Source organism: Massilia phyllosphaerae (assembly GCF_034659755.1).
In the GTDB taxonomy this organism is placed as follows: Bacteria; Pseudomonadota; Gammaproteobacteria; order Burkholderiales; family Burkholderiaceae_D; genus Telluria; species Telluria phyllosphaerae.
The window spans coordinates 311,902-325,777 of record NZ_JAXSQX010000002.1 but is presented as its reverse complement, the minus strand read 5'-3'; the positions used below and the strand labels follow the sequence as shown (position 1 = coordinate 325,777).

General features: G+C 67.4%; 13 protein-coding genes and 1 tRNA gene. 9 read left to right on the top strand and 5 right to left on the bottom strand.

Annotation, left to right across the window (positions count from 1 at the left end; translation table 11 throughout):
• Positions 1–152: 152 nt before the first annotated feature.
• From U1H99_RS09640 to U1H99_RS09605, 8 genes are read left to right on the top strand one after another with little or no spacing between them, the layout of a single operon-like run.
• Positions 153–1,322, top strand: a complete 1,170-nt coding sequence (locus U1H99_RS09640; RefSeq protein ID WP_323141515.1) for an LLM class flavin-dependent oxidoreductase — start codon at positions 153–155, stop codon at positions 1,320–1,322.
• A gap of 2 nt (positions 1,323–1,324) precedes the next feature.
• On the top strand, positions 1,325–2,371 hold the full coding sequence (locus U1H99_RS09635; RefSeq protein WP_323142098.1) for an ABC transporter substrate-binding protein: 1,047 nt from the start codon (positions 1,325–1,327) through the stop codon (positions 2,369–2,371).
• Between the two features lies 1 nt (position 2,372).
• Complete coding sequence (locus tag U1H99_RS09630) at positions 2,373–3,410, top strand: ABC transporter substrate-binding protein (protein WP_323141514.1); 1,038 nt, start codon at positions 2,373–2,375, stop codon at positions 3,408–3,410.
• Complete coding sequence (locus U1H99_RS09625) at positions 3,401–4,447, top strand: ABC transporter substrate-binding protein (RefSeq protein WP_323141513.1); 1,047 nt, start codon at positions 3,401–3,403, stop codon at positions 4,445–4,447. The genes U1H99_RS09630 and U1H99_RS09625 overlap by 10 nt, the downstream gene beginning before the upstream one ends.
• Positions 4,444–6,396, top strand: a complete 1,953-nt coding sequence (locus U1H99_RS09620; RefSeq protein WP_323141512.1) for an MFS transporter — start codon at positions 4,444–4,446, stop codon at positions 6,394–6,396. The genes U1H99_RS09625 and U1H99_RS09620 overlap by 4 nt, the downstream gene beginning before the upstream one ends.
• A 1-nt stretch (position 6,397) precedes the next feature.
• Positions 6,398–7,168, top strand: coding sequence for an ABC transporter permease (locus tag U1H99_RS09615; protein ID WP_323141511.1), 771 nt, complete (start codon positions 6,398–6,400; stop codon positions 7,166–7,168).
• Between the two features lie 2 nt (positions 7,169–7,170).
• Complete coding sequence (locus tag U1H99_RS09610) at positions 7,171–7,911, top strand: ABC transporter ATP-binding protein (RefSeq protein WP_323141510.1); 741 nt, start codon at positions 7,171–7,173, stop codon at positions 7,909–7,911.
• 38 nt (positions 7,912–7,949) lie between these two features.
• The gene (locus U1H99_RS09605; protein ID WP_323141509.1) at positions 7,950–8,639 is read left to right on the top strand and encodes a class II aldolase/adducin family protein; all 690 of its coding nucleotides are present in this window, start codon (positions 7,950–7,952) and stop codon (positions 8,637–8,639) included.
• A gap of 475 nt (positions 8,640–9,114) precedes the next feature.
• Here the strand turns inward: U1H99_RS09605 and U1H99_RS09600 are convergent.
• The 4 genes from U1H99_RS09600 to U1H99_RS09585 form a co-directional block, all read right to left on the bottom strand.
• A tRNA-Val gene (locus tag U1H99_RS09600) sits at positions 9,115–9,189 on the bottom strand.
• Positions 9,190–9,267: 78 nt separating this feature from the next.
• Positions 9,268–9,975 carry a DNA polymerase III subunit epsilon gene (gene dnaQ, locus U1H99_RS09595; RefSeq protein ID WP_323141508.1) on the bottom strand — a complete coding sequence of 236 codons (708 nt, stop codon included), beginning with the start codon at positions 9,973–9,975 and terminating at the stop codon, positions 9,268–9,270.
• 81 nt (positions 9,976–10,056) lie between these two features.
• On the bottom strand, positions 10,057–10,497 hold the full coding sequence (gene rnhA / locus U1H99_RS09590) for a ribonuclease HI (RefSeq protein ID WP_141829590.1): 441 nt from the start codon (positions 10,495–10,497) through the stop codon (positions 10,057–10,059).
• A 15-nt stretch (positions 10,498–10,512) separates the two neighbouring features.
• Complete coding sequence (locus U1H99_RS09585; protein ID WP_323141507.1) at positions 10,513–11,310, bottom strand: class I SAM-dependent methyltransferase; 798 nt, start codon at positions 11,308–11,310, stop codon at positions 10,513–10,515.
• A gap of 30 nt (positions 11,311–11,340) precedes the next feature.
• Here U1H99_RS09585 and gloB point away from each other — a divergent pair, with 30 nt between their 5' ends.
• The gene (gene gloB / locus U1H99_RS09580) at positions 11,341–12,150 is read left to right on the top strand and encodes a hydroxyacylglutathione hydrolase (protein ID WP_323141506.1); all 810 of its coding nucleotides are present in this window, start codon (positions 11,341–11,343) and stop codon (positions 12,148–12,150) included.
• A gap of 136 nt (positions 12,151–12,286) precedes the next feature.
• Here the strand turns inward: gloB and aceB are convergent, their stop codons facing one another.
• Positions 12,287–13,876: a malate synthase A gene (gene aceB, locus U1H99_RS09575; protein WP_323141505.1), complete on the bottom strand. Its 1,590-nt coding sequence runs from the start codon at positions 13,874–13,876 to the stop codon at positions 12,287–12,289.

Below are 13,876 nucleotides of genomic sequence, written 5' to 3'. Positions count from 1 at the left end.
GGGGGGGGGGGGGGCCCCCCCCCCCCCCCCGCCCCGGGGGGGGCCCCCCCCCCCCCCCCCCCCCGCCCCCTGCCCTGCCCCGGGAAACCGCCCTGGCCGGGGTGGCACGAAACCTGCGATGACAACCGTACACGGATAACGAGAGAACACCCATGAGCATCGAATTCCTCTGGCGCCTGCCCATGCACGGCGACGGCCGCAAGGCCCACGACAAGCACACCCGCGGCGAGTGGAACACCTCCACCGGCGCGCGCGTGGCGCCGCGCATCGACGACGACACCTTCGGCTATATCGACTACCTGTCGCAGGTGGCGCGCGCGGCCGAGATCAGCGGCTTCCACGGCGCGCTGATCCCGATCTTCCGCTTCACCGACGAGCCGTGGATGGTGGCGGCCGCGCTGGCGCGCGAAACGCGCCGCCTGCGCCTGCTGATCGCGCTGCAGCCGCACTTCATCCAGCCGGCCTACGCGGCCCAGATGGCGGCCAGCCTGCAGCGCATCTCGCGCGGCCGGGTCGAATGGAACGTGATTTCCGGCGGCGACCCGGTCGCGCAGCGCGGCTACGGCGATTTCAACAGCCACGACGAACGCTACGCGCGCACGTCGGAATTCCTCGACGTGGTGCGCGGCGTCACCGCCGGCGCGCCCTTCGACTACGCCGGCAAGCATTACCAGGTGCAGGGTGGCGGCCTGCTCGAGCCGCTGGTGCGCGAGGACGTGCCGCGCATCTGGCTGGCCGGCGCCAGCGACGCCTCGATGCGGGTCGCCGCGCGCCACGCCGACGTGCACCTGACCTGGGGCGAGCCGCTGGCGAAACAGCGCGAAGTGGTGGACGCCGCGCGCCGCGCCTTCGAAGCCAACGGCGCCGAGCGCGAGATCCGCTTCGGCATGCGCATCGACATCCTGGCGCGCGAGACCGAAGAGCAGGCCTGGGACGACCTGCGCCGCATGCACGCGACCGTGGACGACGCCACCCGCGCCTGGAGCTTCGCCGGCGCCGCGGCCAGGTCCGGCGGCAGCAGCGAATCGGTGGGCGCCCAGCGCCAGCGCACGCTGACCGGCGGCGCCACCGGTTTCGACGACCTGGTGGTCGGCCGCAACGTGTGGGCCGGCATGTCCGCCATCCGCGGCGGTCCGGGCTGCGTGCTGGTGGGCAGCCACGAGCAGGTGGCCGAGCGCCTGGCCGAATACGTCGACATCGGCGTCTCGCGCTTCATCCTGGCCAGCAACGGCCACCTGGAAGAAGCCTACCGCGTGGGCGAGGAAGTGCTGCCCCTGGTGGCCCAGGCCGCGCGCACGCCGGTCACGGCAAGGGCCGCTTGACTATGGCGCTCGACACCATCTGGTACACCCGCTGCCCGGTGCCGACGCCGCTCGGCATCGCGGTACAGGAAGGCTGGCTGGCGCGCGAATTCGCGCTGGATGGCATCGCCTTGAAATCGCTGCAGGACAATGTCGAAGCCGAGGTGCGCGAATCGCACTTCGACCACCACCTGGCGCACTCGTTCCGCCAGGGCGGCAACATCCCGGCGATCTGGGCCCGCGCCAAGGGCCGTGACACGCGCGTGATCGGCCTGTCCTGGACCGACGAATTCCAGGGCATCATCGCCCTGCCCGGCAGCGGCATCCGCGCGCCGCGCGACCTCGCCGGGCGCCGCCTGGGCCTGACCCGGCACGCGGTCAGCATCGATTTCAAGCGCGCCGCCGCGCTGAAGGCGTTCGAGACCGCGCTGGCGCTGGAAGGGCTCGGCCTGCAGCGGGTGGAACTGGTCGACGTCAAGGATGCGGTGCGGGAGGCCACACCCGACAGCGCGGCCGTCGCCGCCCCGAACCCTTTTGGCGGGGCGGGCCGCCACCACTACGAAAGCGAAGTGGCGGCGCTGCTGCGCGGCGACGTCGACGCGATCTTCGTCAAGGGCGTGCTCGGCACCCAGGTGCTGCACATGCTGGCGGCGCAGCTGGTGATCGACCTCGGCATCCACCCCGATCCGCTGGTCCGCAACGGCAACGGCACGCCGCGCACGCTGACGGTCGACGCCTCCTTCATCGAACAGCGCCCCGACCTGGTCACGCGCTTCCTGGGCCAGGTGGTCGCGGCCGGCCACTGGGCCGCCGCCCATCCGCGCGAAGCGGTCGCCTACATCGGCCGCGAGACCGATGCCTCGAGCGAATGGGTGCGCTACGGCTATGGCGCGAGCGTGCACCAGCGCCTGCAGACCAGCCTCGACGACAGTGCGATCGCCGGACTCAAGGCCTTCAAGGACTTCCTGCTGCGCCACGGCTTCCTGGCCGCCGATTTCAGCGTCGACGACTGGATCGACCCGGCGCCGCTGGCGGCACTGGCCCGTCTTCACCCACGTACCGGAACCTGACATGAGCGACACCATCTATATTACCCGTTGCCCGGTGCCGACCCCGCTCGGCATCGCCGCCCACCTCGGCTGGTTCGAGGAGGAGTTCGGGCCCGACGGTATCGCCGTCGCCTCGCTGCAGGACGGCCGCAACGATGCGCTGCGCGCCTCGCACATCGACCACTCGCTGCGCCACTCGTTCCGCCAGGGCGGCAGCATTCCGGCGCTGTGGGCCAGATCGCAGGGCGCCGCCACCAGCGTGATCGGCCTGACCTGGATCGACGAGGCGCAGCTGATCCTGGCCCTGCCCCGCAGCGGTATCCGCAATGTGCGCGACCTGCGCGGACGCCGCGTGGGCCTGCCCAGCCGCCCCGGGCAGCGGATCGACATCTTCCGCGCCGCCGCGCTGCGCGGCGTCCTCGGCGCGCTGTCCACCGAAGGCCTGGGGGCGCGCGACGTCGAGCTGGTCGACGTGGCGGCCGCCGACCTGTCGCGCGCCGAGGTGCCGGCACTGGGCGAACACTTCGCCAACCCGTCCAGTGTCACCAGCCGCGCGCTGTACGTCGCGGAAGTCGGCGCCCTGCTGCGCGGAGAGGTCGACGCGATCTACGCCAAGGGCTCGCTGGGCCTGGAGACGGCGCACCTGATCGGCGCCCGCATCGTGATCGACATCGGCTTCCATCCCGACCCGCTGGTGCGCATCAACAACGGCTCGCCACGGCCGCTGACCGTGGACACGGCCTTCATCGAAGCGCGCCCCGACCTGGTGGCACGCTTCCTGCGGCGCGTCACCGACGTCGCCGCATGGGGCCGCGCCCGTCCGCGCGAGGTGCTCGATTTCCTGGGGCTGGAAACCGGGTCCACCCACGACTGGCTGCGCCTGGCCTACCGCGACGACGTCCACACACGCCTGGACACGGCGCTGGCGCCGGCGGCGGTCGCCGCGCTGTCGCAGTTCAAGGACTTTTTGCTGGAGTGGGGCTTCCTGCCGCACGATTTCTCGGTGCCCGGCTGGATCGACCACTCTGTGCTGGAGCATAAGGAACCCCAATGCATCTGATTCGACGTTTCCTCGCTTCGTTCGCCATCCTGATGGCGGCCGGCGGCGCCCTGGCTGCGCCGCCCACCGAAGTGCGCATCGCCGTGGTGGCCTACACCAACGCCGGCAAGCAGGAATTCGCCGGCGGCGTCGGCACCATCAGCCGCCAGGGCGAGCTGCAGCGCGCACTCGCCCAACGCGGCGTCAAGCTGACCTGGGTGCCGGTATCGACCGCCGCCGTCGGCCCGCAGGTCAATGAAGCCTTTTCCAACCGCAGCATCGACTTCGCCGCCTATGGCGACCTGCCGTCGGTGATCGTCAACGCGGCGCGGGTGCCGACGCGCCTGCTGGTGCCATCCAGCACCTCGAACACCTACCTGGTGGTGCCCGCCAAATCCACGGTCAGAAGCATCAAGGACCTGAAGGGCAGGCGCGTGGCGCTGATGCGCGGCCGGCCGTGGGAATACCCGTTCGTCAAGCTGCTGGAAGCGAACGGCATGAAGCTGTCCGACGTGCGGGTGGTGAACCTGAACCCGCAGGCCGGCGCCGCCGCCGTCAGTGCCGGCAGCGTCGACGCCTTCTTCACGCTGTCGGACGCCTGGCTGCTGGTCGACAAGGGCCTGGCAAAAATCGTCTGGGACAGCAAGCAGGCGCCGCGCAGCTGGCAGATGCGCGCCGAACTGTGGGGCGCCAGGGACTTCGTCCAGGCCAATCCCGAGATCACCCAACTGGTCGTGGATGCCTTCGTGAAGAATGCGCGCTGGTCGGCGGATGAAGCGAACAAGAACGAGGTGATCCGGATCGGCGCCACGGCCGGCATGCCGGAAAGCGTCATCCGACGCGATTACGAAGGCAGCCGCGGCAGCTGGAAGGAGCGCTGGTCGCCTCTGTTCACGCCGGCGCTGGCCGAGCATTACCGCGACCTGGCGGCTTACGCCAGGCAGTCGCGCCTGATCGCTGCCGACGTCGACATCCTGTCGACCTTCGAGCCGCGCTTCGTGCAGTCGGCCCTGCAGCGCCAGGGACTCGCCACCTACTGGACAGGACCGGCACGGTGAACAGCGTCGTCCTGAGCCGCAGCACGCCGGACAGCCGCCGCTTCATCGCGCGCTTCCTGCTGCTGGCGATCGTCAGCGGCGCCACCATCGGCATGGCCAAGCTGGTGACCACGCTGTACGCGCTGCAGATGGGTGCCACCGCCGCGCAGGTCGGCATCATCTCGTCGATGGAATCGTTGGGCATGGCCTTGCTCACGCTGCCGGCCGGGTTCCTGATCGCCCGCTTTGGCGCGCGCGCGGTGTACGGCATCGCCAGCGTCGGCCCTCTGCTGCTGAACCTGGTGTTGCCCTTTACCGGCGCATGGTACTGGATCGCGCTGACCCAGCTGCTGATCGGCTTCTGCATTCCCTTCCGTGTGGTGTCGATGAACAGCGCCTTCCTCGGCGAGCTGCAGCGCATCGGCGCCGCCAAGGCCGGCTGGTACCGCGCTGCGCTGCTGGTCGGCATGGGCTTGTGCGGGCCGTTCGCGGCGAATGCGCTGTCGGCCACGCTCGGCTATGGCTGGAGTTTCGCGCTGGTGGCGGCCAGCTTCGGCGCCATGGCGCTGTTCGCCCAGACCTTCCTGCCGGACGAACCGGCCGTCGCGTCCGGCGGCGGCGGCGCGCTGCGCGAAATCGGCGCGCTGCTGGCCAACGTCGAGGTCGGGGAAAGCTGCCTGGTCGAATTCGTGGCGGCCGCGGCGCGCGCCGCCTACGTGGCCTTCGTGGTCGTGATCGCGCTGCAGGTCCTGCACCTGAGCCAGGCCGAGGCCGTGCAGCTGGTGATGATCGACGGCGTCGCCTCGGTGGCGGCGCTGCTGGGTCTGGGCTACCTGGTACGCGGTGTGCCGCTGGCGTGGCAGTACCTGGCCAGCGTCGTGCTGGCGGTGGCCGGCCTGGCGCTGCTGGGCGTGGCGGCCGGCTTCGCCGGGTTCGCGCTGGGCGGCGTGCTGCTCAGCGCAGGCGCCTCGCTGATCCACCTGATCAACATGGGCCAGCTGAGCCGCCACCCCGCCGCCAAGAGCAAGATCTCCAGCCTGTTCAACACGGCGTCGATGGCCGGTTCGTTCGGCGGCGCCATGCTCGGCAGCGCGCTGAGCGCCTGGATCGGGCTGCAGCACCTGTTCCTGGCATGGATCCCGGTGGTGCTGTTGCTGGCGCTGTGGTGCTGGAGGCGCCGTCGCGGCGCCTCCGATGCCTCCGATACCTCCGGGCTGGCATCGCAGGCGCTGCGCCTGGCCCATGCGGTCCTGCCCATCGTGCTGCTGCTCGCGGCCTGGGAACTGCTGGCGCAATCCGCCTGGATCCCGCCGCAGATGCTGCCGACGCCGCAGGCCGTGTTCCTGTCCGGCCTCGAGCTGTGGGACAGCGGCGAGCTGCAGGCGCACCTGCAGCTCAGTCTCGGACGCCTGGCAACCGGCTTCGGTGCCGGCGCCTTCGCCGGCGTCGCTTGCGGCATCGCGCTGGCGCTGTCGCGCAACGTGCGCGACTTCTGCGCGCCGCTGTTCGAGCTGCTGCGCCACCTGCCGACCGTGGCGCTGGTGCCGGTGTTCATCCTGATGTTCGGCGTCGGTGAGACCCTCAAGATCCTGATCGTCGCCAAGGGCGTGTTCTTCACGGTGGCGGTGGCGGTACGCGACGGCGTGCGCGACATCCCGGGCGCGTGGTACGAAGTCGGCGCGTTGTACAAGCTGCGGCCGCTGCGCCTGCTGCTGCGCCTGGTGCTGCCGGCGGCCACGCCGAGCATGTTGACCGGCCTGCGTACCGGCCTGGCGCGCTCCTGGATGCTGCTGGTACTGACCGAGCAGCTGGCGGCAGAACAGGGCATCGGCCAGTTGATGGAATTCGGCCGCCAGATGTTCCGCATGGACCACGTGATGCTGTGCATCGTGTTGACCGCCGTGATCGGCTTTGCGATGGACCGGCTGCTGCAGCTGGTCCAGCACCGTTTGCTGAAATGGAGGCCCTGAGATGAAGTCGACCTGGAAAGGATGGGTACTGCCGCTCGTCCTGCTCGCCGTCTGGCAGCTGCAGGCCGGGCGCGGCCCGTTGTACGCCGCCACCTTCCCGCCGCTGCAACAGATCGGCGCCGCCGCCGCGGAACTCTGGCGCAGCGGCGAGCTGGCCGGCGCGATCAGCTCCAGCCTCGGCCGCGCCGTGCTGGGCTGGACCAGCGGCGCGCTGGCCGGCATCGGTGTCGGCCTGCTGCTGGCGCTGTGCCGGCCGCTGGACCGCGTGTTCGGCCCCCTGTTCACCGCGCTGCGCCAGGTACCGCTGTTCTCCTGGATTCCTCTGGTCGGCCTGTGGCTGGGCCGCGACGAACCGGCACGCCTGTTCATGGTCCAGCTGGCGGCCTTCACGCCCTGCCTGCTGCACGCCTACGAAGGCGCGGCCAAGGTAGACCGCCGCTACCTGGATGTGGCGCAGGTACTGCGGCTGCCGGCGCACAGCCGCGTACTGAAGCTGGCGCTGCCGGCCGCGATGCCGGCCATCCTGTCCGGCGTGTCGCAGGCGCTGGCGGTGGCGTGGATCGCCGCCGTCGCCAGCGAGCTGCTGTTCGCGTCCGGTCCGGGCCTGGGCAACAGCATGCTGATGGCCGAAGCCGGCGCGCGCATGGACCTGGTGCTGGTCTGCGTGCTCGTCATCGCGCTGCTGGGCTATGCGATGAACCACGCCGCCGCCCGGCTCGGCGACCACCTCTTGCGCTGGCGCGACAGCCGCGCACTGAACCACGAAGGATGACCATGAGCTTATCGATACAAGGCCTGAGCAAGGCTTACGGCAAGGGCCGCCCGGTGCTGAAGGACATCGACCTCGAGATCGGCGACGGCGAGTTCGTCGCCATCGTCGGCCGCAGCGGCTGCGGCAAGTCGACCCTACTGCGGCTGCTGGCGGGCCTCGACCGCCAGCACGACGGCCGCCTGCTGCACGACGGCGCACCGATCACCGGCACCGACCTGCGGCGCGGCGTGGTGTTCCAGGACCACCGCCTGTTCCCCTGGCTCAGCGTGGCCGACAACGTCATGCTGGCGCTGGCCGAACTGCCCCTGTCGGCCGGCGCCAAGCGCGCGCGCGTGGTCGAGCGCCTGCGCAGCCTGGGGCTTGGCAACTACGTCGATGCCTATCCCAAAGCGATTTCGGGCGGTATGGCGCAACGTGTCGCCATCGCGCGCGCGCTGGTGAACCGCCCGCCGGTGCTGCTGCTGGACGAACCGTTCAGCGCGCTCGACGCGATCACGCGCGGCCGCCTCCAGCAGGAACTGCTGGCGCTGTGGCGCGACGAAGGCCTGACGGTCGTCATCGTCACCCACGACATCGAGGAAGCCGTGCTGCTGTCCCAGCGCGTGGTGGTGCTCGACCAGAGCGTGCAGCGCATCCAGGCCATCGACCTGCCGCATCCGCGCCGCCGCGGCGACCCGGCATTCGGCGCCATGCACGACCGGCTGCTACTCGACTTCCACGAACATGCGGCGCAAGCCGCCTGAACCTCATTCATTACGACTTCACACCGACAAGGACCATCATGACCGACCTCGCCATTCCCGCAACGCCATCCCTGCAAGCCACGGTGGACGCGATCACCACTGAATTCGTGCACGCCAACCGCGTATTGAAGGACACCCGCACGCTGTCCGCCACCAACACCTTCCAGGCCATCGTGCGCGTGCCCGGCGCCGAGCAACTGGTGGTGCTGTCGGCACCGGACCCGTTCAACCTCGATCAGGAGGTCAAGGCCGGCGTACTAGGCTTCGACGGCAAGGTCGTGCAGGGTCCGGGCCGCGCCGCCGTCGGAGGCGGCCGCTACATCGAGGTTTTCCGACAGCGTCCCGAAGTCCACGCGGTGATCCACGTGCACACGCCCTACCTCGGCGCCTGGGCCGGCACCCACCGCGTGCTGCCGATCCGCTATGCGCCCGCACAACGCTTCACCCGGATCCGCGAACTGCCCAACTACATCGACCGCCGCCCGAGCGAAGCCAGCTTCATCCTCGATCGCCTGGCCGAAGACGCCGGCCACTTCGCGATCCTGGAGGCGAACGGCGGCGCCACGTTCTGGGGGACCAGCGTCACCAGTGTGTCGAAGAACATCCTGCTGTTCGAGGAAGCCGCCTACTTCACGGCCCTCGCGGAGACAATTGGCGGCTCCCGGGAATTCGGACCGGGCGTGCTGGAGCAGCAGTGGCAACTGGCCAAGGCAATCAGCGAAAACTAACATGCCGTATTGACGGTTTCGGTAGCAGGAGCGATGCCGGACGCCCGGCAGGGCCAAATGGCGCGACCACGGTAGCCACAACATCACTGCAGACAAGGTCGCCTCTGGTCCGTCCGATGCCGACATAGACCCGGACGTTAGGGCTCGCTGGACTTGGCGGTCGACCAGAATCCTGACGCGCGAGTGCAATCGGCACTTCAGCACCTGCTGCTGGACTGCGGCCAGATCGACATCGCCCCTCGACCGGAGATACAGGCCTTCAACTTGTTCACGCTGCCGAATGGTCGAAGGAGAATTACCGGATTGCGCGCTGAGCCGCACGCGCCTGATTGATGCTCACCATCCAAGAGACAAAAACAAAAAGGCCAGCTAATCGCTGGCCTTTACTGTTGCGTTCAAATTCCCCAGATTCCCCGAAGTTGTATTAGTCAACTCGCTATGGCAATTTGCGTGTTTGAATTCAAACGCTTAATCCTGGTGGGCGGTGCAAGTTTCGAACTTGCGACCCCAGCAGTGTGAATGCTGTGCTCTACCCCTGAGCTAACCGCCCTGCTTTACTACTATCTACTGCTTTGCTGCGTTTGCATCGCTGCAATGACGAGCATTATAGGGGGAGTTTTGCGTTTTGTCACCCCTGCAGAGAATATTTTCTCCAAAGACATTCACCCTTCACGCCCTTGTCGAGCGCAGCCAGCACTTTGTCGTGTTCGGCGAGCTCGTCGTCGGCCGCGGCAATCACGATGATCTCGCCCAGCGGACCGGCATCGACCAGCTGGGCGCCGCCCGATGCTTCCACCTCGACATCCATCGACAGCATGTTCTGCCCGCGCGTCATGGCCAGGTAGACCTCGGCCAGCAGTTCCGAGTCGAGCAATGCGCCGTGCAGCTTGCGGTGCGCGTTGGAGACGCCGTAGCGGTCGCACAGTGCGTCCAGCGAATTGCGCTTGCCTGGATGCAGTTCCTTGGCGTTCACCAGGGTGTCGATCACGCCGCTGCAGTGGTCGACGAAGGGCGGCAGGCCGGCGCGCTGGAATTCATGGTTCAGGAAGCCCAGGTCGAACGGGGCGTTGTGGATGATGATTTCGGCGCCCTGGCAGAACTCGCGCAGTTCATGCGCGATCTCGTGGAATTTCGGCTTGTCGCTGAGGAATTCCGTGGTCAGGCCGTGCACCGCCAGTGCGCCCTCGTCCGAGTCGCGCTCGGGGTTGACGTAACGGTGGAAATTGTTACCGGTAAGCTTGCGGTCCAGGATTTCGACGCAGCCGACTTCGACGATGCGGTCGCCGGTGCGCGGGTTGAAGCCTGTGGTTTCGGTATCGAGAACGATTTGGCGCATGCGCGTGAAGATCAATCTAAAGCGTGGAAAGAATCACCAAGTATACCAGCGAAGGCCCGCGCAGGTCGGACCCCGCGGCGTTCAGCGCTTGACCGACGCCGCGCCCATGTTGGCCAGCGAATCGGCCCGCTCATTGCCCGGATGGCCATTGTGGCCGCGCACCCAGCGCCATTCGACCGCGTGCTGCTGCTGGGCGGCGTCGAGCGCCTTCCACAGGTCGTCGTTCTTGACCGGCTCCTTGGCCGCCGTCTTCCAGCCGCGCGCCTTCCAGCCGTGGATCCATTCCGAGATGCCCTTCTGGACGTACTGGCTGTCGGTGTGCAGCACCACCTGGCATGGGCGGTTGAGCACGCCCAGCGCTTCGATCACCGCACGCAGTTCCATGCGGTTGTTGGTCGTGTTCGGCTCACCGCCGAAGATTTCCTTCTCGTGGCCGCCATCGGCGACCAGCAGCGCGCCCCAGCCGCCGGTGCCCGGGTTTCCCTTGCAGGCGCCGTCGGTAAAAATCTCAACTTTGGTCATGCTGCGTTGCTTCCTTTATTGTTCGGATGATTGATGCCGCTCATTGCGGTTGGTCGCCGGCACGACGACCGGTGCCTTGCCCGGCTTCTTGTTCCAGGCCGGGCCGATGATGTTCATGCCCTTGACGCGCTTGATCGCATGCACGATATAGACCGCACCCAGATAGGGCCACCAGCGCCGCCCCGGCCCTTCGACGAAGGCGAAGCGGTTCAGCCATTGGGTGGTACGGAACGGCGGTGCGTAGCAGCCGAAATAGTTGCGCGAAGGGGCAAGATTCAGCAATTTTAACCAGTCTTTGAGACGTGGCAAAGAGATGAACTCGCCCGCCGTCGGCAGGTAATCGCTGCTGGTGAGGCGACCCATGCCCTGGCGGATGCCCCACATGCTGGCCGGATTGAAGCCGCAGATGATGACCTGCCCTTCCGGAATCAGCACGCGTTCGACCTCGCGCAAGACCTGGTGCGGCTCGGCGGCGAACTCGAGTACGTGCGGCAGCACCACCAGGTCCAGGCTCTGCGAAGCGAACGGCAGGTCGGCGAAGTCGAGCGCGACCGCGATCTGCTTGCCGCCGGCCGCGTAGGCCAGTTCGTCCGCGGTCGACGTGCGCGTGGCCGCCTGCCACTTGTTTGGCATGCGGTTGGCGGCCAGCGCGTCAATCTGCGGCACGCCGATCTGGATCGCGTTGAAGCCGAAGATGTCGGCGGTCAGCTCGTCCAGGCAGGCCTGCTCCCAGGCGCGCACGTACGCGCCCGCTGGCGATTGCAGCCAGTGGTCGAGCGCTATAATGGATTTTTCGGATGCCACGCCGTCCATGCAACCCCTTGTTCGATCCCACATTCTCATATGACACAATCGCCGACCCCGACTCCCACCAAACTGGCCGTTCTGACGGTGCCTGCGTTCAAGGACAACTACCTCTGGCTCATCCACGATGGCGTCCATGCGGCAGTGGTCGACCCCGGCGATGGCGAACCCATCCTCGAGGCGCTGCGGGCGAATGGGCTTACCCTGACTGCCATTTTACTCACCCATCATCATGCTGACCACACCGGGGGCGTACCGCTCCTGCTGGAACAGGCCGCGGTACCCGTGTTCGGCCCGCGCAACGACGGCATCAAAACGGTAACGCATCCGCTGAGCGAAGGCGACCGGGTACAGGTGCCCGGCCTCGACCTGCGCTTCTCGGTGCTGGACGTGCCGGGGCATACGCTCGGCCACATCGCCTACGTGCGCGAAGACGACGACGTCCACTGGCTGTTCTGCGGCGATACGCTGTTCGGTGCCGGCTGCGGCCGCCTGTTCGAAGGCACGCCGGCACAGATGGCCGCGTCGCTCGGCAAGCTGGCGGCCCTGCCCGACGATACCCTGGTGTATTGCGCGCACGAGTACACGCTGTCGAACCTGCGCTTTGCCGAAGCGGTGGAGCCGGATAACCGGGCGCTGCAGATGCGGGTAGCGGCCGACAGCCAGGCGCGCGGGACGCATTTGCCGACGGTGCCGTCGACGATTGCGATCGAAAAGGCGACCAATCCTTTCCTGCGCTATCAGGAGGCGGCGATCGTGGACAGCCTGGTGGCTGCTGGACGGCTGGCGCGTGGCGCCGAGCCGGTGACGGCGTTTGCCGCCTTGCGGGAGTGGAAGAACGTGTTTTGATGCGGATTGAAGCCCGGTCAAACGCGTGGACGGCGGAGCCGTCCACCCTACCGGTGAGGTATTCGTAGGGCGGACGGGTTTCCCGTCCACGCGTTTAACAGCCGGCGGATCCGCTTCGACGCGGACCCGGCAGGACTCAGATTTCCTCGTACAGCGGCAGCGTCAGGAACTCGGCAAACTCTTCCGACGTCGACATCTGCTCGAAAATCTCGGCGGCGCGCGCATAGCTCGGATTGTCGCCATTCGGCGCCGCCGCCTTGGCGTTCGCCAGCTCTTCCGGGATCATCGCGCGCACCATCTCGGCCGTGACCTTGCGGCCGTCCTCGAGCACGCCCTTCGGCGAACGGATCCATTGCCATACCTGGGAGCGGCTGATCTCGGCCGTGGCCGCGTCTTCCATCAGGTTGTGGATCGGCACGCAGCCATTGCCGGCCAGCCAGGCGCCCAGGTAATGGATGCCGACGTTGATGTTGTAGCGCAGGCCGGCTTCGGTGATCGGGGCTTCCGGCTTGAAGTCGAGCAGCTGGGCGGCCGTCACCACGACGTCCGGACGCTGTTTCTCGATCTGGTTCGGCTTGTCGCCCAGCACCTTCTTGAACTCGGCCATGGAAGCCTCGACCAGGCCCGGGTGGGCGACCCAGCCGCCGTCGTAGCCGTCGGTAGCATCACGGGACTTGTCGCCGATCACGCCAGCCATGGCGGTGGCATTCTTTTCCGGGTCGTTCTTGATCGGGATCAGGGCCGACATGCCGCCGATTGCCGGGGCACTGCGCTTGTGGCAAGTCTTCAGCAGCAGCAGCGCGTAGGCGCGCATGAAGGGCGCCGTCATCGTCACTTTCGGGCGGTCGGCCAGGCAGAAGTTCTTGTCCAGTTTGAACTTCTTGATGCACGAGAAGATGTAGTCCCAGCGCCCGGCATTCAGGCCGGCGCTGTGTTCGCGCAGTTCGTACAGGATCTCGTCCATTTCGAAGGCGGCCACGATGGTCTCGATCAGCACCGTCGCCTTGATCGTGCCCTGCGGCAGCCCGAGCTCGTCCTGGGTCATCTTGAAGATGTCGTTCCACAAGCGTGCCTCGAGATGGGATTCCATTTTCGGCAGGTAGAAGTACGGGCCGGCGCCGCGTGCCAGCAGTTCCTTGGCGTTATGGAACATGAACAGCGCAAAGTCGAAGATGCCGCCGGAGACGCGCTTGCCGTCGACCAGCACGTGTTTTTCGTCGAGGTGCCATCCGCGTGGACGCACGACCAGGGTCGCGACCTTGTCGTTCAGCTTGTATTGCTTGCCGTTCTGTTCCAGCGAGATCGTGCGGCGCACCGCGTCGCGCATGTTGAGCTGGCCGGTGATCTGGTTATCCCAGTTCGGGGTGTTCGAATCCTCGAAGTCGGTCATGTAGCTGTCGGCGCCCGAATTCAGCGCATTGATGACCATCTTGCGCTCGACCGGGCCGGTGATTTCGACGCGGCGGCATTCCAGCGCCTGCGGGATCGGCGCGATCTTCCAGTCGCCGTCACGGATGTGGGCGGTTTCAGGCAGGAAGTCCGGGCGTTCCCCGGCGTCCATCCGTTTGGCGCGCTCGACACGGGCGGCCAGCAGTTCATGGCGGCGCGGCTCGAACGTGCGGCTTAGCTTCGCTACCAGCGCGAGCGCTTCCGGCGTAAGGATGTGTTCGTATTCCGGCTTGATCTCGGCCCGGATCTCCATTCCGGCTGGGGTGGCGATGGTCAT